The organism is Flavobacterium fluvii, from assembly GCF_900129545.1.
GTDB classification, from domain to species: domain Bacteria; phylum Bacteroidota; class Bacteroidia; order Flavobacteriales; family Flavobacteriaceae; genus Flavobacterium; species Flavobacterium fluvii.
In genome coordinates, this window is sequence record NZ_FQWB01000008.1 from 110,331 (window position 1) to 133,293 (window position 22,963).

At 37.4% G+C, this 22,963-nt stretch carries 13 protein-coding genes and 1 pseudogene; 12 read left to right on the plus strand and 2 right to left on the minus strand.

The genetic code is table 11. The annotated features are described in order from the left end of the window. Positions 1–55: 55 nt before the first annotated feature. The 12 genes and pseudogenes from BUC16_RS15455 to BUC16_RS15510 all read left to right on the plus strand — a co-directional run bounded on the left by BUC16_RS15455 (position 56) and on the right by BUC16_RS15510 (position 20,889). On the plus strand, positions 56–904 hold the full coding sequence (locus BUC16_RS15455) for a DUF4861 family protein (protein WP_073371710.1): 849 nt from the start codon (positions 56–58) through the stop codon (positions 902–904). Positions 905–1,176: 272 nt separating this feature from the next. Continuing rightward, positions 1,177–1,314 (plus strand): annotated as a pseudogene (locus tag BUC16_RS17915) (phosphatidylinositol-specific phospholipase C1-like protein); the annotation flags it as partial. Between the two features lie 19 nt (positions 1,315–1,333). Further along, positions 1,334–3,421: an alpha-L-fucosidase gene (locus BUC16_RS15465; RefSeq protein ID WP_073371711.1), complete on the plus strand. Its 2,088-nt coding sequence runs from the start codon at positions 1,334–1,336 to the stop codon at positions 3,419–3,421. A 49-nt stretch (positions 3,422–3,470) separates the two neighbouring features. Beyond that, positions 3,471–5,297 (plus strand): metallophosphoesterase family protein, encoded by a 1,827-nt coding sequence (locus BUC16_RS15470; RefSeq protein WP_073371712.1) that lies wholly within the window; start codon positions 3,471–3,473, stop codon positions 5,295–5,297. A 222-nt stretch (positions 5,298–5,519) separates the two neighbouring features. Continuing rightward, on the plus strand, positions 5,520–9,554 hold the full coding sequence (locus BUC16_RS15475) for a hybrid sensor histidine kinase/response regulator (protein WP_073371713.1): 4,035 nt from the start codon (positions 5,520–5,522) through the stop codon (positions 9,552–9,554). Between the two features lie 127 nt (positions 9,555–9,681). Further along, complete coding sequence (locus BUC16_RS15480; protein ID WP_073371714.1) at positions 9,682–10,554, plus strand: inositol oxygenase family protein; 873 nt, start codon at positions 9,682–9,684, stop codon at positions 10,552–10,554. Between the two features lie 65 nt (positions 10,555–10,619). Continuing rightward, positions 10,620–13,748, plus strand: coding sequence for a beta-galactosidase, LacZ type (lacZ, locus tag BUC16_RS15485; protein ID WP_073371715.1), 3,129 nt, complete (start codon positions 10,620–10,622; stop codon positions 13,746–13,748). Positions 13,749–13,797: 49 nt separating this feature from the next. Beyond that, a complete protein-coding gene (locus tag BUC16_RS15490) occupies positions 13,798–14,940 on the plus strand; it encodes an acyltransferase family protein (RefSeq protein ID WP_073371716.1) in 1,143 nt (380 codons plus the stop codon). Positions 14,941–14,994: 54 nt separating this feature from the next. Then, complete coding sequence (locus BUC16_RS15495; RefSeq protein WP_073371717.1) at positions 14,995–16,632, plus strand: sodium:solute symporter family transporter; 1,638 nt, start codon at positions 14,995–14,997, stop codon at positions 16,630–16,632. Between the two features lie 26 nt (positions 16,633–16,658). Beyond that, positions 16,659–18,221, plus strand: a complete 1,563-nt coding sequence (locus BUC16_RS15500) for a glycoside hydrolase family 28 protein (protein ID WP_084546300.1) — start codon at positions 16,659–16,661, stop codon at positions 18,219–18,221. A 134-nt stretch (positions 18,222–18,355) separates the two neighbouring features. After that, complete coding sequence (locus BUC16_RS15505) at positions 18,356–19,171, plus strand: SDR family oxidoreductase (RefSeq protein WP_073371718.1); 816 nt, start codon at positions 18,356–18,358, stop codon at positions 19,169–19,171. Positions 19,172–19,446: 275 nt separating this feature from the next. After that, positions 19,447–20,889 (plus strand): glycoside hydrolase family 28 protein, encoded by a 1,443-nt coding sequence (locus tag BUC16_RS15510; protein ID WP_073371719.1) that lies wholly within the window; start codon positions 19,447–19,449, stop codon positions 20,887–20,889. 122 nt (positions 20,890–21,011) lie between these two features. Here the strand turns inward: BUC16_RS15510 and BUC16_RS15515 are convergent, their stop codons facing one another. Continuing rightward, the gene (locus tag BUC16_RS15515; protein WP_084546302.1) at positions 21,012–21,638 is read right to left on the minus strand and encodes a peptidylprolyl isomerase; all 627 of its coding nucleotides are present in this window, start codon (positions 21,636–21,638) and stop codon (positions 21,012–21,014) included. A gap of 61 nt (positions 21,639–21,699) precedes the next feature. Further along, a complete protein-coding gene (locus BUC16_RS15520) occupies positions 21,700–22,962 on the minus strand; it encodes an efflux RND transporter periplasmic adaptor subunit (RefSeq protein ID WP_244534378.1) in 1,263 nt (420 codons plus the stop codon). Between the last annotated feature and the right edge of the window lies 1 nt (position 22,963).

The following is a 22,963-nucleotide window of genomic DNA, read 5'->3' on the forward strand; positions in this document are numbered from 1 at the left end:
GAAAGTTTACTTAATTTTACGAAAAATTAAAATTAACCTATAAATAATTGAAATTATGAAATTATCATTTATGGCTGTTTTGCTGTTTGGTTGTGCTTGTTTTGGACAAAATAATACAGACACCAGTTTGTACATGAAGTCCGAAAAAATAACTTTCTTGACCGACATTGGTTCAGAATCAGGAGATTTATACCAGACAATTGGACATCACGGACCGGCAGTTGAAAACGAGTGGATGGCATTGAGAATCTATTTTAGTGACAAAGCGGCCATCGACGTTTACAATAAAGCAAAACCAGGTTTAGAGTTGAAACAAGCGCATTGGTATCCAACTCCAGAACAACAAAAACAAGGATGGGGAGCGGATTATTATAAAGTGGCAGCTACCGTAGGTTTGGGAGGCGTGCGTCTTTGGGACGGAGAAAAAGTGGTTCCCTTGAATCCAGTAACCAATCGTTTGGCTCGTGTTGGAAAAACAGACACGACTTCATGGATGGAAATGATTTCCAAAGGAGTTCCCTACAAAGGAAAAAAAGTAGACATCATGGTTCGTGTTACCGTATTTTCCGGGAAAAGAGAGGCTAAAGTGGAAGCTTTTAGCTTGAATGGAGAAAAAGTACAGTTTGTTACGGGAGTAAATTATTTTAAAGATTTTAAAACCAAAAAAGGGAATAATTACATCGCTGTTTGGGGAAAACACCCTGAAGACGTGGCTGCCGAGGTTGTTGAAATTGGAGCGGCAATAAAATATAATCCAAAAGATTATGTGAAAAATACCGATGATGGAACACAGTATTTGTTAATCTCCAAACCGACAAAACATTTATCGACCGAAATAATTTCGGCAAGTGCCAGAGAAAAGGAAATAAACACTATCGACAAACTAGAAGCTTACATCAAATAAAGCAAAAAATTGGCTTTATTTTTTGTGGGATTTGAAATTCTGAAACGCAAAGAATAGTGCACAGATGAGACGAATTTTAATGGATTGAAAATTTAAAATCAATCTTTTATTTGATCAATTGGTGTCATCTGTGTACTCTTTTTTTGCTTTTTTTTAGGCAAAACGATTGGGATTTATTATTTAATTTGTTGATTGTTAGTGTTTTATTAAAAAATGATTTGATTTTGATTATAGTGTAATTAATACAAAAAAAATAGAAATCCAGAACAAATGATTATGTTTCGTTTGAAAAAGCGAAAGCATCCGGTGCTCGAGTCATTTCAAAGGATCATTACTTGCCAAGCCAACTATTCAAATCGGATTACAAAATTTCTTTTGAGAACAATACTTTTGAAAGAATAAAAAAATAAATTAATTTACTATAATCGAATGAATTTCAGGACCATTTTTTTTAGAACCCTCTTTTGTTTAAGTTTTGTTTTTTCGGCTTATGGCCAAGTAAAAGCTCCCGAAGATTATGGCCCAGTTCCCAGTGAAAACCAAATGAAATGGCAGGAGATGGAATATTATGCTTTTGTTCATTTATCCGTGAACACCTATACCGATATGGCTTGGGGAAAGGGTGATGAGGATCCTAAAATCTTTAACCCAACCGAGTTGGATTGTAGGCAGTGGGCTCGAATTTGCAAGGAAGCAGGTATGAAAGGCATTATAATTACGGCGAAACACCATAGTGGTTTTTGTCTTTGGCCATCAAAATATACGGACTATTCGGTAAAAAATTCTCCTTGGAAAAATGGCAAAGGGGATATTATGCGTGAAATGGCAAATGCTTGTAAAGAATATGGATTGAAATTAGGAGTTTATCTTTCTCCTTGGGACAGGAACCATCCCGATTATGGAAAACCGGAATACATTACGTATTTCCGAAATCAATTAACGGAGCTCCTGACCAATTATGGAGATGTTTTCGAAGTGTGGTTTGACGGAGCCAATGGTGGTGACGGTTATTACGGCGGTGCGAACGAAATTCGCAAGATTGACCGCAAAACCTATTATGATTGGAAAAACACCTATGCTCTTGTTCGAAAATTGCAATCCAATATTGTGATTTGGAATGACAATGGGGATAGGGCAGATCTTCGCTGGGTTGGTACTGAAGCAGGTTATGTGGGAAAAACCAATTGGAGTCTGTTAAATGCAACAGGGGATGTTCAGGCTGATATGTTACGGTATGGAGTGGAAGATGGTGATGCTTGGGTTCCGGGTGAAGTAAACACGTCCATCCGACCGGAATGGTTTTATCATTTAAGAGAAGACAGCAAGGTAAAAACGCTGCCGGAACTTATGGAAACTTACTACAATTCTATAGGTCGCAATGGCACTTTTCTACTTAATTTTCCGATTATGCCGAACGGTTTAATCCATAAAAATGACGAAAAAGCAGCTTTGGAATTGGCGCAAGCAATAAAGGAATCTTTTGCCGTGAATCTAGCCAAAAAAGTGAAAGCGGAAGCTTCAAATAGTAGGGAGAACAATGCAATATTTGGAGCAGACAAGGCATTAGATGGCGACAAGGAAACCTATTGGGCAACGGATGACAACATCAATACCGCTTCACTGATTATTAATTTTGACAAGCCGACCACTTTCAACCGGTTTCTGGTTCAGGAATACATTCGATTGGGACAACGGGTAAAATCTTTTACCGTCGAAGCCTATGTGAAAGGGGAATGGAAGGAATTGGCAAAGGAAACCACCATTGGTTACAAACGAATACTTTGTTTTCCAACTGTAGAGGCAACAAAACTTCGCTTTACGATTACGGATTCAAAAAGTTGTCCGCTTATTTCCAATATCGAAATTTACAATGCGCCACAAATATTGACTGCTCCAGCAATAATCAGGGAGCAATCAGGAGACATCAGCATTATTCCTGCCGATTCGGAATCCCAAGTTTTTTACACGCTGAATGGAAGTAATCCAACAGCAAATTCGAATAAATATATTGGAAAAATTAAAACGGAAGCTGGAAAAGTAGCAGTTAAGGCCATTGCTTACAATCCTGCCACCAAAAAAAGTAGTGCTGTCATTGAAGAAAAATTTGATATTGCCAGAACGAATTGGAAAATTCTGGAAATTAATGATGTGGAAGCGTATAAAAGCATTGACGGGAATTCTACTTCAATTTGGTTTCAGGATAAAAATAAAAAGATGCCTGTTGATTTGGTGATTGACTTGGGTAAAACAGAAAATTTAATCGGTTTTAGATACTTGCCAGACCAAAATTTGAAGTCTAAAGGGATTATTTCGAATTATAAATTCTATATTTCGCAGGATAACAACAATTGGGAATTAGTGGATGAAGGCGAATTTTCGAATATCAACAACAATCCCTTGTGGCAAAATAAAACTTTTAAGTTGGCACAAGCACGTTACATAAAGCTTCAGGCATTGAAAAATACTAAAGGGGATGATGTTGTTGGGTATTCAGAAATTGATGTTGTCACCAAGTAGGTTTAGACAAGAAGTTCCAGCGTAATAAATAATTGAAAAACAAAGTTATATGTCAAGAATATCGGGTTTATTGCTACTATTACTTTCTTTATATGCTTGTAAAACGGAACAGCAACCAGTTCAAAAAAAGGTACAAATTGCTTTTATTGCCGATGTACATTTGAATGATATTTTTGGAAAATTTCAAGACAACACTTACCAAGGAATAAAAAATCCGGTAACGGATGAATATGCCAATATCCGGACCATGAGTTCGCAATTGCATTCCACCAGAATTTTCAACGAGAACTATTTCGCGTTTTTGGAAGCCTTAAATGATATTTTGAAAAGAGGCATCAAACAGGTCGTGCTTCCAGGCGATTTCAGCGATGACGGGCAACCTGTACACGTTAGGGGATTGAAAAAAATACTCGATGACTACTCAAAAAAATATGGCATTTCATTTTTCGTGACAACGGGAAATCACGACGTAGTAAGACCTTTTTCCCAAGAAGCAACCAAAACCGATTTTTTGGGCAAAGATGGAAAAGAACAAATTATCAGCAGTTATAAAACTAATTTGGCACACGAAAAGGAATTGGAACCCATCATCACTTCCGATATAAAAAACTGGGGTTACAAAGAAACCTTAAATGAAATGGCTGATTTTGGTTTCTATCCACAAAAGAGCTATTTGTATTGGGAAACCCCTTTTTCAAGTTATGGGCATGAAGCCTATAATTTTGATAAAGCTTTAGCAGAATCAGTCTTGGAAAAAAGAACCTATGCTATTAAAAACACTAATTTATCCCTTCCCGATGCGAGTTATTTGGTCGAACCCATCAAAGGAGTTTGGCTTTTGGCCATAGACGCCAATGCCTATGTTCCCAATGAAAAATTGTCGGGTTTGTTGGATGATCCCCATAATTTTTCAGGAGCCACAATTGGGTATAACAACGTGCTTTTATATAAAAATCATTTGGTAGAATGGGTCAAAAAAGTCTCGGCGGAAGCCAAACAAAAAGGAAAAATATTGATTGCCTTTAGCCATTATCCCATGGTCGATTTTAATGATGGTGCCACACCGGAAATGAAACTACTTTTTGCTCCCAATAAAATGCAGCTGGACAGAGTGCCCAACGAAGAGGTAGCCCAAACATTTGCCGATGCGGGCATCCAAATTCATTTTGGTGGTCACATGCACATCAACGATACTGGAGTAAGAACAACGGCAAAAGGGAATACCTTGTTTAATATCCAGACGCCTTCGTTGGCTGCATACAAACCCGCTTATAAAATTCTGACTATTAATTCCAATTCCGAAGTTGAGGTGGAAACCGTCGTGATTGGGTCGGTTCCAAAGTTTAACAGCTTGTTTCCTTTTTATGAAGAGGAGTATGCCCATTTGCAAAATATAAAAAGCCCAAATATTTGGAATAAAGACATTCTGAAAGCCAAAGATTATGAAGAATTTACCCAATGGCATTTGAAAGAATTAGTGCGTCTTCGTTTTTTGCCCGAAGATTTTCCCGTAGCATTTTTATCTTCCATCGTAAAGCTTTCAGGCAAGGATTTATTGGAGATCAATAAAAACACTTCGGAAGTTGATGCTGCGTTATCCTCAAACCATTTAACCATCCACGATTTTGAAACCTGGACAGCTTTTGACATGCTATTTGATTTTTACAGGTTGAAAAATGCCGATGAATTGGCCAAGCCGGAAATAGGCGCCAACAGATTAAAGCAATACCAAATGGTATGTGAACAGTTAGAAAAATCAGGCGACGAGCGATTGGTTTTATGGTCAAAAATAGTTCAAAAAATGATGAAAGGACAACCGTCAAACCATTTTAAAATCAACTTGAAAACCAACCATATAGAACGAATAAACCCTTGATGGGGATAAATTTATTGGTTTAAAAATAGTAAATTGCATCTATAATTCATTGTATGAAATCGCCATTAACAAGGAGTTTGTGCTAGCAAATGAAATTCGCTGAACGCCTATGAAAAATATTAACCCAATGAAGCAAACACCAATGAGTAAAAAGGCGACACGAGCACAAGCGAACTGGCGGAGCATAACATAAGTGACCACTGAAAAATATAATTCACCCATATGAAACCAAATCCTTTTATATTATTTTTCTTCATAATCACTTTTTATTATTCTCATTCCCAGAATATAAAATTTGATCATTATAATGATAATAACGGCTTGTCCCATAATTCGGTTAGGCATATTGTCCAAGATAAAAATGGTTTTTTGTGGTTTGGCACTTTCTCTGGACTGAACCGTTTTGATGGATATCAATTTAAAACATACTTGAGTTCTTCCACAAGTGAAAACAGATTGAATAATGATGACATAACAGCTCTGGAACTTGACAAAACATCCAACAATTTATGGATAGGAACAAGAAAAGGCCTGACGCTTTATAAAATCGACACGAATGAGTTCACAACATTTTTGCCACAAATAAACAATCCCAAAAGTTTACCAGACGAAGAGATTCGTTCGGTGCACGTAGACAAATTCAAAAGGGTTTGGGTAGGAACCAAAACCAAGGGAGTTTACATGTTTTTTCCAAAAGAAAACAGGTTCGAAAAAGTTTCAATCCCGGGTTTTGTATATGTAAATGAAATTTTCGAAGATAAAAAAGGAGGGATTTGGATTGGCAGTTATGAAACGGGATCGGTGGCAAAAATTACTTTAAGCGGTAAAGGCGAGATTGTGCGTGTCAATAATTATACGCTAAGTATTCCTAATTCAGCCGAAAAAAACCCGTACATTAATTTTATTTTCCAAGATGCCAAGTTTGATATTTTTATTGGAACTCGGGAAGGTTTGTATAAACTGGATAAATCAAAAAATGCATTCGTAAATCTGTATATAGAAAATAAAGAAACCAGAAATAGTTTGGGTCCCTATTTTTTGTCGGTGGCCCAAGCTCCAAATGGGAAATATTTGGTAGGGACATTAGGAGGTTTGCTCGTGTGCAATCAATTGGAAGATATTCAGAATGGGAATTATAAATGGTATTATTCGATATTGTCTGATGAAACATCCCTAGTTGACAATCTAGTTTCGGCACTATATTTTGATGCATCCGGAGTACTGTGGATTGGTACAGAAGATGGATTGGACAAATATGACCCGTACGAAAACCAGTTTGTTCTCAACAAAGACATATCCCGTCACATCGGTAACCAAGCTCCCCGTATCCGAGGCTTTTCTAAAACGCATGATGGAAAAGTAATTGTCGAAACAAGGCATAATGGACTTTTTATATCCAATGCAAAAGGTTTTGCTCCCTTGTATGACAATAACAAGGACTTGGCAAGCATCTATTCTGATGATGGGAAAATATTTTACTGCGGTCTTTGGAACGGCAATGTGCTGGTTTACAATTATACGACCAATACCTCAAAAGAAGTTAATGTAGGATTTAGCGAAGCACCTGTATTTGCTTTTAACAAGATTGGGGAAGAAACAATTATCATAGGCTCTTTTGGAGAAGGAGCAGTTATATTAAATACCAAAACGTTGCAGGTTCAAGGAGCTTCGGGTAAATTACTTCCTGGTTTTCAAATTAATGCCATAGAGAAAGACAAAGCCAATAATGTTTGGTTGGCAACAGAAACCGGAGTGGCAAGATATAACATTAATTCCGGACAAATTAAAATATACAAGTCGCTTTATGCCAAAGAAAAAGGCATACCGCACGATGATAATATTAGTGACGTTCTGGTTGATGTCAAAGGAAGAATATGGGTTTCCACACGTTTTGGTCTATGTTTTTATGAACCCTCAAAAGATAATTTTAAACCCATAACCAATCCCAAGGAACTTTCCGGAAAGTGGATTACGGACATACTGTCGGACACTAATGGAAATTTATGGTTGAACATCAACAATAATACTATAGCAAGGCTTAACACTAATTTAAAAGATGTCAATGTTTATCATGTAAAAAGCGGAAACAGACTCGATGTTTTCAGCTCTGGAGGTTTTTTTAATTTTAATAGTTCAAGCATTTATTTAGGGAGTAAAAACGGCATCATTCATTTTTCGCTCGACAAGATAATAAATAATAAATGGTCTCCAATGCCCATTATTACTGAATTCAAGATTCAGAACGAAGAGATTTTTCCCGGCAAGGAAATTAATGGACAAGTACCACTTTCAAAAGATTTGAATTATAGTAAAGAAGTGGAGCTAAGCTATAAAAATCGCGATTTTTCAATCCAGTTTTCGACACCTTCTTTTACAAACGAAAAACTGAACAAGTTTGAATACATGCTTGAAGGTTTTGATAAGAATTGGATCAGTGCCAACAGTAACTCAAGAAATGTTCAATATACCAATCTTTATCCTGGTGAATATGTTTTCAAAATAAGATCAAGCAACAGTGACGGACATTGGAGCAAGACGGCTTCTTACCAAATAAGAATTCTGCCTCCTTTTTGGTTGACGGTACCCGCATTATTGTTATTTCTTATACTATTGGCCGTTATTTTTTACTTTGTAAATAAAGAGATTAAAAATCGTATTCGATTGAAACAAGAATTGCTGACAGAAAAAGTAAAACGAGAACAAGACGTTAAATTGAACAATGAAAAACTTCGTTTTTTTACCAATATTTCCCATGAGTTAAGAACGCCTTTGACCCTAATATTGGGCCCTGCCAAGCAATTGATGGACGAAGGCAATGCAAGCGAATATCAAAAAAGCAGGCACAATCTGATTCATCAAAATGCAAGCAGGATGTTAAATCTGGTCAACCAAGTATTGGATTTTAGAAAAGCACAAGCAGGAGAATTAAAACTGAGAGTTTCAGAAACCGATATCGTTGCCTATTCCAAAAACATTTTCGATTCTTTTAAGGAACTGGCATACAACAAAAATATCCGATTGGGTTTTACAACAGAAAATGAAGAAATAACCGGCTGGATAGATAATGACAAGTATGATAAAATTCTATACAATCTTTTGTCCAATGCCATGAAGTTTACAAATAATTATGGCAATGTAGATTTGTTTCTAAGGTTAAAAGACGGAGAAGAAGGCCTGTTGGTTATTGAAGTAAGTGACAACGGAATTGGAATTCCTTTAAAAAGCCAGGAAAAAATATTCAAGCGCTTTTATCAGGTGACCAACAGCAAAGAACACAACACGGGATCGGGGATTGGTTTGTCATTGGTAAAATCGTTGGTGGAACTTCACAAGGGAATCATTAAAGTAGTGAGTACACCCGGCAAGGGAAGTATATTTACAGTTGAAATTCCAATAGACCGGGTTTTTTACACCGATAAAGAAGCAGTCGAATATGTTGTGAAAAATGACAATCACAGTATGCCGATTCCTGAAAAAACGGTGAAGAAAATACTTCAAAACACGGATTTAAAACAAAAAATATTGGTTGTTGAGGACAATGTGGAACTCCGAAAATATCTAGTGGATTATTTATCCGATTATTACAAAGTTTACGAGGCCGAAAATGGAGAGGAAGGACTGAAAATTTGTCGACAAATCAAACCAATTCTATGTGTTTCGGATGTCATGATGCCGGTTATGGATGGTCACGAATTTTGCACAGAACTAAAAAAGGACGAGTTTATTAGCCACATTCCGGTAGTTTTATTGACCGCACTTTCCGATAATGAAGACAAGGTAAAAGGATATGGCATAGGTGCCGATGGGTATATCGTAAAACCATTCGAACCTTCGTTGCTTAAATCAGTCATTGAAAACATTATCAAATCAAGACTGGAATTAAAAGCAAAATTCTCTGGCGAAGTGGAAAGCAAGATAGGCCTGCTGACCCATTCTCCCATTGACGAAGAGTTTTTGGCAAAAGTCACGGGTTTAATAAACGATAATTTGAGCGAATTGGATTTGTCAACGGAATTTTTGTGTGATAAATTAGGTGTCAGCTCTTCAAAATTATACCGAAAAATCAAAGAATTGACCGATTTGGCTCCCAATGAATTTATTAGAACCATTCGTTTGAAAAAAGCCGCTCAACTTTTAAAAACAAAAAAACACAATGTTTCCGAAGTAACCGATTTAGTGGGCTTCAACGATCCTTTATATTTCAGTAGATGTTTCAAAAAACAGTTCGGGTTTCCTCCAAGCAAGTTAATTAATTAGTTATTAGTATTTTAAGTAGGCGTAAAATCATCCTCAAATTACAATCTATCCATATTTTTGATGGATTAGTCCATTTCATTTTCTAGTTGAAACTATATTTTTGTCTTGTAATTTTTAATTAAATGTCATGAAAAAAATAATAGACACGGATAAACCGCTGAAAAATTTGGACGAATGGGAAGATGATTTGTTGATACGTTACCCAGATCCAACAGAAAATATAAAAGAAAAGGAAGAGTTTAGAAATTATGTCGATTCAGAGCGTGTAGAAACGGTTAAAGAGTTTTACAGGATGAATCACACCTACCAAACCTATGATTTCGTATGCAGCAAAGAGGAAGAGTTTCTGCAGTTCAATAAAAAACAAATGTCTATTTGGGAGGCAGTAGATTTTTTGAACACTCTTGTTGACGACAGTGACCCAGACATTGATTTAGACCAAACCCAACATCTTTTGCAAACTTCTGAAGCAATCAGGGCAGATGGCCATCCAGATTGGTTTGTTCTTACGGGGTTTTTACATGATCTTGGAAAAGTTTTGTGTTTGTTCGGAGAACCACAATGGGCAGTGGTAGGCGATACTTTTCCTGTTGGTTGTGCGTATTCGGACAAGATTGTTTACCCGGAATTTTTCAAGGAAAATCCAGATTACACAGATGAGAGATTCAATACTAAATTGGGTATTTATTCTGAAAACTGTGGACTCGACAAAGTAAAAATGAGTTGGGGACATGATGAATATCTGTATCAGATAATGAAAGATTATTTGCCGGATCCAGCCTTGTACATGATTCGATACCATTCATTTTACTCGCAACACAAAGAGAATGCTTATGCACATTTGATGAATGAGAAAGACGTGGAAATGTTTGAATGGGTCAAAAAGTTTAATCCTTATGATTTATATACAAAAGCGCCCGTTAAGCCGGATGTAAAAGCATTATTGCCGTATTATAAAGAATTAGTGGCAAAATATTTACCGGAGAAATTGAATTTCTAAACGGAGTTTCACTCTTTCTTTTCATTTTGTACTTTTTCCTGTGGCGGAAATTAAAATAAAAATCAATGCATAAAATCAAGACTAGAATACTTTCATTGTGCCTGTTTATAACTTGTGGGACAATTGTTTTTGGACAAGAAAAAAACAACAGAAACGATTGGGAAAACCCGGAAGTGTTCCAGATTAATCGAGAACCGGCGCGTGCTGCTTTTTTGCCTTATCAGGATGAAAAAACAGCAATTGCAGATATTTATTCAGCTTCGAACTGGTATATGAATTTGAACGGAAATTGGAAATTTAACTGGTCTGCCACACCCGATAAACGTCCAGCAGATTTTTACAAAACAAATTATAACACTAGTGACTGGAAGGAAATAGAGGTTCCTTCTAATTGGGAGTTAAAGGGGTATGGGATTCCTATTTATACCAATATCACTTATCCATTTCCTAAAAATGCACCTTTTATTGACCACAAAGACAATCCGGTGGGGTCGTATAAACGGGAGTTTTCCTTGCCTAAAAATTGGGATGGACGCCATGTTTTTCTTCATTTTGAAGCGGGAACATCGGCTATGTACATTTGGGTGAACGGCGAAAAAGTGGGTTATACAGAAAACACAAAAAGTCCAGCCGAGTTTGATATCACAAAATATCTGAAACAAGGCAAAAACGATGTCGCTGTAGAGGTGTATCGTTGGAGCGATGGTTCTTACCTCGAAGACCAGGATTTTTGGAGAATTTCCGGAATTGACAGAAATGTGTATTTGTACAGTACCGCCGACCTTCGTATTGCCGATTTCTTTGCAAAACCCGACCTAGACGGCCAATACAAAAACGGGAGCCTTTCGATTGATGTTAAGCTTAAAAACTTGGGTACTGCAGCAAAAAACAATCAAACGGTTGAAGCAAAATTAATTGACGCTAAAGGAAAAGTCATTTTTGTCAAAGCACAAAAAACAAGTATTGAAGAGGGAAAACAGCAATCAATTGAGTTTGCTCAAAATATTGTCAATCCTAATTTGTGGAGCAACGAAAATCCTTATTTATACACTTTGTTGATAAACACCAAGAATGAACAAGGAAAAGTTATTGAAACGGTTTCAACTGAAATCGGGTTTAGGACAGTAGAATTGAAAAACGGTCAACTTCTCGTAAACGGTGTCCGAATTATGGTTCATGGCGTGAATATCCACGAACACAATCCGGTGACAGGACATTATCAGACGGAGGACATGATGATGAAGGATATCAAAATGATGAAGCAATTGAATATCAATTCGGTTCGTTGCAGTCACTATCCAAACAATATACTATGGGTAAAATTGTGCAATAAATACGGAATTTTTTTGGTAGATGAAGCCAATATCGAAAGCCACGGTTATGGCGTTGAGCATAATGTTGGAATGGACAGGTCGGTTCACCCTGCCTATTTGCCCGAGTGGAAAGCGTCTCATATGGACAGAATTTTTAGCTTGGTCGAAAGAGATAAAAATCAACCCTCGGTAATTATTTGGTCGTTGGGTAACGAATGTGGCAATGGCCCCGTGTTTTATGAGGCTTATAAATGGATAAAAGAAAGAGACAAAACCCGTCTTGTCCAGTTTGAACAACCAGAAGAAAAGGAGAATACAGACATTATTTGCCCGATGTATCCCACTATAAAACACATGAAAGAATATGCCGCTAGACCAAAAGTGGACCGTCCGTATATCATGTGTGAATATTCACATGCCATGGGGAACAGCAACGGTAATTTTAAAGAATATTGGGATATTATTCGCGGCAGCAAAAATATGCAAGGCGGATTTATCTGGGACTGGGTTGATCAAGGTTTCAAAGTTAAAGATGAAATCGGTCGCGAGTATTGGGCGTATGGAGGCGACATGGGCGGACAAAATTATGTAAATGACGAAAATGACTGTCATAACGGTATAGTTTCGCCGGATCGTATACCACATCCGGGCGCCTTTGAAGTAAAAAAATGGTATCAGGATATTTATTTTAACGACGTTGATGTCAAAAAAGGAATCATCGAAATTGAAAACAATTTTGCTTACACAAATCTCTCTCAATACACCATTAAATACGAGGTTTTAGAAAACGGAAAAGTGATCAAAGAAGGTGTTTTGAATTTAAAACAAAATCCACTGACCAAAAAACAAGTAAAAATTGAGCTGCCAAAAATTCAGGTAAAAGAAGGTGTGGAATATCTGCTGAATATTTTCGCATTGACAAAACAGGCAACGGAAATGATACCAGCAGGATTTGAAATCGCGAAAGAACAATTTGTGATTGAAGATTCCAGATATTTTGCAAAAGTAAAAGGTAAACCAGCGTCAAATGTTGCAGATGAAAATGATTTTTTCATCTTGAAAGCAGGAACCGTTGAGGTAAAAATCAGTAAAAAAACGGGACTCATTTCCGGTTATACCGTGAGTGGAGTGAAATATTTCAAAGAATATCCAAGACCTAATTTTTGGAGAGCTCCCGTGGATAATGACTTTGGAAACAAAATGCCAATTAAGTTAAATGTATGGAGAACAGCAGGAGACAATATGACTTTGAAAGGAATCAAGACAGATGCTTCCGGTCAAATAGTAGCCAACTTTATCTTGAATGATGTAGCTTCAGAATATATTGTTACCTATTCGATAAAGGAAGACGGCAGTTTGGAAATTATTTCTTCATACAAAAAAGGAATCAATCCTGTCCCAGAAATGCCTCGTTTCGGGATGTTGTTTTCATTGAGCAACGAGTTTGAAAACTTTGATTATTACGGAAGAGGGCCTTGGGAAAATTATTCAGACAGGAATACCGCTTCTCTCAAAGGAATTTACCACAGCAAAGTTGCCGACCAATATGTTCCTTACCCGCGTCCACAGGAAAACGGTTATAAAACAGATATACGTTGGGCGACCCTTACAAATAATTCAGGAAAAGGAATTGAAATCACAGGGAATCAGCCTGTTTGTATGAGTGCATTGAATAATTATCCTGCTGACTTTGATCCGGGATTGACAAAAAAACAACAGCATTCAAGCGATATTACTCCAAGAAATGAAATCGTGATTTGTGTGGATTTGGCACAACGAGGAGTGGGTGGAGATACCAGCTGGGGGGAATATCCACATGAGCAATATTTATTGAAACAAAATGAATACAGCTACGGATTTGTCATAAAACCAATAGAATAGAAAATATAGAAAACGATTAAAGGAAAAGGAAGATTTAAGTAAGGATATTATGGGTAATACTACAAATGGCAGGCTGGTTTCTTTGGACGTCCTGAGAGGGTTTGTAATGTTTTGGATCATGAGTGGCGAACATATTATTCACGCTTTGGCGAAGGCAATGCCAATTCCTGTTTTTATATGGATGTCATCGCAAATGCATCATACAGATTGGAACGGTATTACGTTTTATGACATGATATTTCCCGTATTTCTATTCGTTGCCGGAGTTTCGATGCCTTATTCTTTCGAGAAGAAAATGAGGAGTGCAGGAGTGAAAACACCAATGGAATTACCGTCCAGCGAAAAACGAAAAATATACCTATCCATGGTAAAAAGAACGGGTATTTTATTGTTGTTGGGGTTTGTGGTCAATGGATTATTGCGGTTTGACGGCTATGATCAAACTCGTTTTGCCAGCGTGTTGGGACGTATTGGACTAGCTTGGTTTTTTGCAGGCATCATCTATTTGAATTTTGATTTAAAAAAGCAACTGTTGTGGTTAGCAGTTATTTTGGTTGGTTATTATTTAGTTTTAAAGTTGATGCCAGTCCCTAATTTTGGGGCTGGTATTTTAACGCCGGAAGGCTCATTTTCAAGCTATTTCGACCAAAAGTTTCTGCCGGGACGACTACACAGTAAAGTATATGATCCCGAAGGATTGTTTTCGACGATACCAGCCATTGCCACCGCTTTGCTGGGAATGTTTTTGGGAACATTTTTGAAAATGGAGGACTCCTTTTCGATAAACAAAAAACTATTGATAATGATTGCGTCAGCAGTTGTTTTGATAGGGATTGGTATTCTTTGGAATTATGATTTTCCTATAAACAAGCGCTTGTGGACAAGTTCTTTCGTGTGTTTGGTTGGCGGATTCAGTATTTTGTTTTTTGTCTTTTTTTATCTGGTAATCGACGTATTGGGTTTCCGTAAATGGGCATTTCCTTTACTACTGATTGGCTCCAATTCGATATTGATTTATATGGCATCAGAGGGTTTGGTAAATTTCAAACATACTGCCGAGTTTGTATTTGGAGGAGCCATTGAATTTTTGCCGCTCATTTGGCAACCCGTGTTTACCGCTTTATCAGTAACGTTTGTCCAACTCGTTTTACTTTATTTTCTGTACAAAAGAAAATGGTTTTTGAAAATCTAAACCAAAAATATTTAAACCAAATTATACACTATTACTAAATCAACCAATTAAATTATGAATGTATTACAACCCGCAGATTATATAGTTTTCATTATTTATTTCATACTGGTTACAACCTATGGGATGTATATTTACCGAAGTAAGAAAAACACATCTTCCAGTTCTCAAGAATATTTTTTGGCAGAAGGGTCACTTACTTGGTGGGCTATTGGAGCATCATTGATTGCATCCAATATTTCGGCGGAACATTTTATAGGAATGAGCGGTTCCGGATTTGCACTTGGATTGGCCATTGCTTCCTACGAATGGATGGCAGCCGCCACATTAATTTTGGTGGCCATATTTATTTTACCGGTCTATCTTAAAAACAAGATATTCACGATGCCACAATTTTTGGCAAAAAGATATAACGGTACCGTGAGCACCATAATGGCAATAATTTGGCTGTTGATTTATGTGTTCGTAAATCTTACTTCAATTATCTATTTAGGCGCTTTGGCCATTTCATCTATCGCACCCATTAGCTTCCAAGCTTGTGTTATAGGATTGAGTTTGTTCTCCATCATCGTTACTTTGGGAGGAATGAAAGTAATAGGATATACCGATATTTTTCAAGTTGTTGTGTTGATTCTTGGTGGTTTGGTTACCACTTATTTGTCGCTAACCCTGCTGTCTGAAAAGTTCGGATTTGGAAAAGACATTCTTAAAGGGCTTTCTGTTTTGAAAGACAAAGCGCCGGATCATCTGCACATGATATTTGACGAATTTAACCCTCATTATGCTGAATTGCCGGGAATGTCTGTACTTATAGGCGGTATGCTTATCAATAATTTGGCTTATTGGGGTTGTAATCAATACATTGTTCAAAGAGCTTTGGGAGCCGATTTGAAAACCGCCCGTAAAGGTATTTTGTTTGCCGCGTTTTTAAAATTAATGGTGCCAATTATTGCAGTTTTACCGGGCATTGCAATGTATGTAATGCATCAGCACGGAATGTTTCAGCAAGAAATGGTCGATGCCTCTGGGGCTTTAAAACCCGATCATGCTTATCCAACATTGATGAATTTATTGCCAGCTGGATTAAAAGGAGTGGCTTTGGCGGCTTTGACGGCGGCGATTGCAGCCTCTCTGGCAGGTAAAGCCAACAGTATTTCCACAATTTTCTCTTTGGACATTTACAAAAAATATTTTAACAAAAACGCAACCGAAAGAAAATTGGTGCTTACCGGAAGATGGTGTGTGGTAATTTCGATGTGTATTGCCGCTCTTGTTGCCCCGGCATTAAAATCATTGGATCAAGCCTATCAGTTTATACAGGAGTATGTTGGTTTCTTCTCGCCGGGTGTTCTCGCCATTTTTTTATTGGGAATGTTTTGGAAAAAGACAACCGCTTCGGCTGGGCTTGCAGGCGCATTGCTGACTGTGCCTATTGCCGCAGTACTAAAGTTCCTGCCTTTGTGGACGAACGGTGTTTTTCCTGATTACCCATTTTTGGACAGAATGACAATCGCATTCTTTGCCATAGTATTGATAATGGTGGCCATTAGTCTACTAAAACCTCAAACCGAAGAACAGCATGCGACCTACAAGATTGAAGTTGATAAATCACTGTTTAGAGTTTCTTCTGACTTTGTTTTAGGATCATTCATTATTAGTGGAATATTAGTGGGATTATATACTGTTTTTTGGTAATATTTAAATTGATAAATAAGATAATAATGAACAATAACAGCAAAAGGATTTTTAAGAATTGTGTCGTTTTGTTTTTTCTTTTCCAGCTAAGTTTCAATGTCGAAATGTATGCCAATAAACGAAAAGATTATTTGGTGACGGCTTTTGGTGCTGTGGCTGATGGTAAAACATTAAACACAAAAGCGATTCAAAAAGCAATTGATGCCGCCAATAAAAATGGGGGAGGAAGAGTTGTTTTTTCAAAAGGGAAATTCTTGTCAGGGAGTATTGTTTTAAAAAGTGGGGTAGAGTTGTTTTTTGAAGATGGAACTACTCTGTTGGGAAGCATAAATCCTGACGATTATCCGAAATACAATGATGCGCGCGCTTTGATAATTTCCCACGCCCAAAAAAACATAGCCATTACGGGAAAAGGAATTATCGATGGTCAGGGGCGTGAGTTGGCTTTGGCGGTTGACAGTTTGCATCATACCGGAGTACGAATCGACCCAAATTACAATTACAGGAGACTTCGCCCTAATGATGGCAGAGGAAAATTGATTTTTCTTTCGGAATGCGACTCCATCAAAGTGACGGATGTGCTATTGAAAAACAGTCCAGGTTGGGTGTTTTCATTGCGAAAATCAAAAAACATTGTTATCGATTATGTGAATGTAAACAGCCGTGCTTATTGGAACAATGATGGCATCGATTTGGATGGTTGCAATAACGTTCGCATAACAAATTGCGATATCAATGCAGCCGATGACGGAATTTGCCTGAAATCCGATAGTCCGGGATTGTACAATGATAATTATTATATAGCAAACTGTTCCATTAGATCAAGTGCCAGTGCGGTCAAGTTTGGTACGGGTTCATATGGGAGTTTCAAAAACATTATTATCGAAAATATTAAGGTTTTTGATACTTTCAGATCGGCTATTGCCATTGAATCTGTAGACGGTGCCGAGATTGAAAACATCAAGGTTTCGGATATTACTGCCGTAAATACAGGAAATGCGATTCTAATTCGATTAGGACACAGAAATGGAGACAAACCGGGTTATATCAAAAACGTGTCCATCAAAAACGTAAAAGCCCAAATCCCTTTTGGACGCCCGGACATTGATTATGATTTGCGTGGCCCGGAAGTGGATTATTTCCACAATCCTTTTCCTGCTTCGATTGCCGGAATACCAGGACATTCCATCGAAAACATAACCTTGGAAAACATTGAAATTACGTATCCAGGAAGAGCGTCCAAAGGAATGGCTTATTTGCCTTTGTGGCGTTTGAAAGACGTGTTTGAAAACATTAAAGGATATCCAGAATTTACGATGTTTGGAGAACTGCCTTCGTGGGGATTTTATGTTCGCCACGTTGATGGAATCCAAATGAAGAATATAAAATTGACACTAGAAAAAGAAGATTTTCGTCCCGCTTTTGTATTTGATGATGTGAAACAACTTCGAATGGAAAGTATTGATGTTCCTTCGGATAAAACCAATCAAATCGTTTTTAAAGATGTTCCCTCCAGTAATCTTGATGCAGAAGCTTTAAAAAGAAAAAGTGAACCGAAACAAAGTACTTATGAATTGCAAATGAAATAATTTATATTTGAAGACTGAATTAGTAAAAATTTAAATATAAAACTGTGAAATGAGCATAACCGATAATTGGTCGCAAAAACCAATTATGATATGCGAATTACATATGACCGATAAAAAACAATAAATATCAACATATGAAAAACGATTTTTCATTACAAGGAAAGGTAATAGTGGTAACTGGAGCTACTGGAATATTGGGAGAAGCATTTGTCAATGCTATTGCTGATGCAGGTGGAATTGTGGGCGTATTGGGAAGAAATGAAAAAATTGCCGACAAAAGAGTCGCTACAATCATGGATCAAGGTGGTGAAGCCGTTGCCTTAATTGCAGATGTGACAAATGAACAAGACCTGATAAATGCGCGTGAAAAAATGCTGTCAAAATATGGTAAAATAGACGGATTGGTCAATGGTGCCGGCGGCAATATACCCGATGCCGTGATTGAGCCGGGAAAAGATATTTTTCAATTGAACATGTCGGCATTGCAGGAAGTGATGAATTTGAATTTGTTTGGAACCATTTTACCGACACAAATTTTTGGCGAAGTCATAAAAAATGGTGGATCAGGCAGTATTGTCAATATTTCGTCAGTTGCGGCAGATCATGCAGTAACCAGGGTATTGGGATATAGTTTGGCGAAATCATCCATTGATTCTTATACCAAATGGTTTGCGGTAGAATTGGCAAATAGATTTGGCGATAAAATTCGGATGAATTCCATTGCGCCAGGCTTTTTCTTGGCCGAACAAAACAGGACGCTCTTGACCAATGCAGACGGAAGTTTGACCGAAAGAGGGAATTTGATCATTCAAAACACTCCTTTTAGCCGTTTTGGAAATCCAGAGGAACTTACAGGTGCTTTGGTTTGGCTGTTGAGTGATGCTTCCAAATTCGTTTCAGGAACAAAAATCACCGTGGATGGCGGTTTTTCCGTTAATAGCGGAGTATAAAGAGTAAATAAAAGAATGCCTCCCACTGATATTTGTGTGAAAGACAAAATATTTAAACCATTAAGTGCATTAAGAAAATTAAGAGTTTCAGTGTTTTTAATCCTCTTAAATTTTCTTAATGGTTTAAAAAAAAAAGGATATTCACAACATTTCAGGTAGAACCAGGAATTAAGATTCATAAGGCTAAAACTTAATTTTCTTAATTTCTTAATGGTTAAAAAAGTATAATAAATTGTTGGTCTGCTTAGCAGATATTCATATTAAATTAAATAAAAATGATGAAAAGATCCATAATTGTACTAATCGTTAGTTGTCTTTCCTTGACTGCCGTGGCGCAAAAAGTGTATGATGTTAAAAAATATGGAGCTAAAGGAGATGGAAAAACCAATGATGCCGTTGCAATTCAAAAAGCAATTGACGCTTGCAGTAAAACTGGGGGAACAGTACTTATTCCGGCTCCGTTTACCTTTTTGACAGGTCCATTCAACGTGAAATCGGGTATTGATCTTCATGTGGAAGCAGGGGCTAAATTATTGGCAAGTCCAGATGAAAAGCTATACACCAAAAGTGCTTTTCGCACGAATCCAGGAGAAGGCACGATTTGGATTGGTGGTGAAAACATAGAAAATTTCAGCATCAGTGGCACTGGTCAAATAGATGGAAACGGCATTTCTTTTATGGGAGAAGAATTGGCGGATTCCTATGTTTTGAAACCTTTTGTCGGTTTGGATCCAAGACCACACGTATTGACAATCATTGGAGGAAAAAACATTAGAATAAGAGACATTCACATAGGAAATTCGGCTTATTGGACAGTTCATCTTGTGGGTTGCAATGACGTGGTAATCAGTGGAATTACCTTGCTGAACAGTTTGAAAGTACGCAATAGCGACGGTATTGATTTGGATCATTCCAAAAATGTGCGTATCAGTGATTGTTATATCGAAAGCGGTGATGATTGCATTTGTTTAAAAAACAGGAGAGAATTTGAAGAGTTTGGTGCTTGCGAAAATATAACGGTTACAAACTGTACGATGACCAGCAGCAGTTGTGCCATCAAGATTGGTTCAGAAAATATGGACGCCATCAGGCAAGTCGTGTTCAATAATTGCATTATCAAAAACAGCAATCGTGGGGTAGGGATTCAAAATAGGGATGAAGGAACGGTAAGCGACGTGATTTTTTCCAACATGATTATTGAAAGTCGTTTGACCACCGATACTTGGTGGGGGAAGGCAGAACCGATTTATGTTACGGGGTATCGCCGGGCAAAAGGCAACCACAAAGATGCCAATTGGCGTTTTCCAAAAGGAGCAACAGAAGGGAAAGTGGGCAAAATCAGCAACATCCTTTTTTCGAATATCCAATGCAGCAGTGAAAATGGGGTGTATGTGAGTGCAGAATCCAAAGATAAAATCGACAACATTGTTTTTGACAATGTCAATGTTTTTATTGATAAAACCACAAATAATCCAGGCGGAGTTTACGATCGTCGCCCATCAGAGTTGGAGGGGTTTGTAAAAGGAAGTACTTCCGGCTTTTATTTTGATGCGGCAGAAAATATAAAAATGCAAAACTGTTCCGTGAAATGGGGAAAAAACAAACCTGATTATTTTGCCTATGCAGTCGAAAGCAACAATGTGGATTCCTTGCTCATCAATAATCTGGAAGGACAATCCGCTTTTCCGGAGAAACTGGAAGCCGTGAAAAAACAATAAGGTAATTTGAAATAGAAGAAATTAGTAGTAATACATTATTGTTTTGAATAAAAAAACGCCGTAGAACATCTGTTTTAGGGCGTTTTTGCTTTTTTGTATGTAGCTGTCAGACAAGCCGGGAACTATTTATTTTTAAGTATATAAACCTTGTTTATCAAGTCCAGTTTTGGAAAAGCTTGCAGTAATTGGGTATAATTTAATGAATCTACTTTGGCCATAGTTTCGTTGCCATATCCTGAATATAGTGATTCCACGACATCCATTCCTTTTATTACAGTACCGAAAGGAGGATAACCTTTTACACCGTTGGCCATAACAGTATCAAGCCTCTGGTTGTTTTTTAGATTGATAAATAAATGGTCGTGTCTGGATTCTTTTCCGACTCTGGCATAACTGATGGCGCCTTTTAGATTGCTTTCGCGAACCGGCTCATCGGGAATCTTGTTTTCTTTCCAAAGAGCCGTTTTAGTGGAATCAATAATCCCGAATTGTGCCACAAAGTTGGGAACAACCCTGTAGAAAACGGTTTGGTCAAAAAAACGGCGTTGGACTAATTGATAAAATCGATCCACGGCTTTTGGCGATGCCTCTCGATGTATTTGAACATCAAAATTGCCTTTAGAAGTTTCGAATCTGGTAACGAAAGTGTCCGGTGCCGTTTCATGAACCCATTTCGGCTTATAAACAGTTTTCGTGCAGCCAATAACGAGTATCAGGATTAATAGAATGCCTAAATTTTTAATTTGCATGGTTTTTTGTTTTTATTTCAACTTGTTTTAGAGTTGTCATTTTACCGAAATAGTTTCCTTCTCACATCTTCATCCCCTCCATTGGGTCGCTTCCTTTTCGGAATTTATATTCGCTGTTTATGGCATAAGCTCCGGTTACAACCACTTTTTTGGCGGGATCTATTTCGGTTTTGATTTCGATCATTCCATTGGTTTCAATTCCGGTTTCCACCATTAAATTTTCAAAAACACCGGGTCTTTTTTCCAGCCAAATATAAGTTGCATTTTCTTCCCTGATCACGGCATTTACAGGAATATACAATCCTTTTGCGTTGGATTGCGTCAATTGTGCGATGGCTTGCATTCCGGGTTTGAGGAGCAAATTTGGATTGGGGATTTCCATTCGAATCAACAACATTCGCGTGTCTGGATTGATTTCTGGATTGATGAACGAAACTTTTGTGTGTATTGTTTTCTCTGGAAAATCGGTAAATGTAATGGTAGCATTTTGCCCCAGTTTTAGATTTTTGACATAGTTGACGTTGACTTGCGTTTCCAACCAAAGACTGTTCAAATCAGCCAATTTTAGTATTCCCGATCCTTCCATTACATAACCTCCTTCAGTGGCGATGATTTCCGAAATTGTTCCGCTATAAGTGCTGTAAAATATAGTGTTTGGCGAAATATCTTTATTGGTTTTGATGCTTTCAATTTGGGCATTGGCAAGACCATAAAAAAGAAGTTTTTGCTTTGCACTGACTAGCATGTTTTTTGCGTTTTTTCCAAAATCTCCCGGCATCGACAGTTGTTTGTAAGCTGTCAAATAATCTTGTTTGGCAATGGCAATATCTTCGCTATATAAAGAATAAACCGCTTGGTTTTTGGCAACATAATCTCCAACTGACTTGAAAAACAATTTTTCAATTCGCCCCATCGCTCTTGATGAAACCGAATTGATTTTCTCTTGATTTATAGCTAAAGTACCGGTGTAACTTTGATTCAAACTGCTTTTGGTTTCTGCAATAGATTGCGTGCTAATATTACCCAAACGGATTTGCTGTTTGCTTAAACTTATTTCGTTGGCTCCAGAATCATCTTGTTTTATTGGTGTTAACTCCATATGGCAAATGGGGCATTTTCCTGGCTTATCCTCCTTAACTTGTGGATCCATGGAACAGGTGTAATATTTAGTTTCTTTCCCCATATTGTGCTTGCCATGATCTTCCTTGCTTTTGGAATTGCAGGCTACAATTACCATAAGCAGTATTGATAGTAAAGTTATTTGTTTTAATGTTTTACTCATCATTTTTATTTTAATTGTATTCGTGAATACTTCGTATTTCATC

Bases quoted from the DNA above. Each gene is read 5' to 3' on its own strand.
- BUC16_RS15455 (WP_073371710.1), top strand. From the start codon at position 56: ATGAAATTATCATTTATGGCTGTTTTGCTGTTTGGTTGTGCTTGTTTT.
- BUC16_RS15465 (WP_073371711.1), top strand. From the start codon at position 1,334: ATGAATTTCAGGACCATTTTTTTTAGAACCCTCTTTTGTTTAAGTTTT.
- BUC16_RS15470 (WP_073371712.1), top strand. From the start codon at position 3,471: ATGTCAAGAATATCGGGTTTATTGCTACTATTACTTTCTTTATATGCT.
- BUC16_RS15475 (WP_073371713.1), top strand. From the start codon at position 5,520: ATGAAACCAAATCCTTTTATATTATTTTTCTTCATAATCACTTTTTAT.
- BUC16_RS15480 (WP_073371714.1), top strand. From the start codon at position 9,682: ATGAAAAAAATAATAGACACGGATAAACCGCTGAAAAATTTGGACGAA.
- lacZ (WP_073371715.1), top strand. From the start codon at position 10,620: ATGCATAAAATCAAGACTAGAATACTTTCATTGTGCCTGTTTATAACT.
- BUC16_RS15490 (WP_073371716.1), top strand. From the start codon at position 13,798: ATGGGTAATACTACAAATGGCAGGCTGGTTTCTTTGGACGTCCTGAGA.
- BUC16_RS15495 (WP_073371717.1), top strand. From the start codon at position 14,995: ATGAATGTATTACAACCCGCAGATTATATAGTTTTCATTATTTATTTC.
- BUC16_RS15500 (WP_084546300.1), top strand. From the start codon at position 16,659: ATGAACAATAACAGCAAAAGGATTTTTAAGAATTGTGTCGTTTTGTTT.
- BUC16_RS15505 (WP_073371718.1), top strand. From the start codon at position 18,356: ATGAAAAACGATTTTTCATTACAAGGAAAGGTAATAGTGGTAACTGGA.
- BUC16_RS15510 (WP_073371719.1), top strand. From the start codon at position 19,447: ATGATGAAAAGATCCATAATTGTACTAATCGTTAGTTGTCTTTCCTTG.
- BUC16_RS15515 (WP_084546302.1), bottom strand. From the start codon at position 21,638: ATGCAAATTAAAAATTTAGGCATTCTATTAATCCTGATACTCGTTATT.
- BUC16_RS15520 (WP_244534378.1), bottom strand. From the start codon at position 22,962: ATGAAATACGAAGTATTCACGAATACAATTAAAATAAAAATGATGAGT.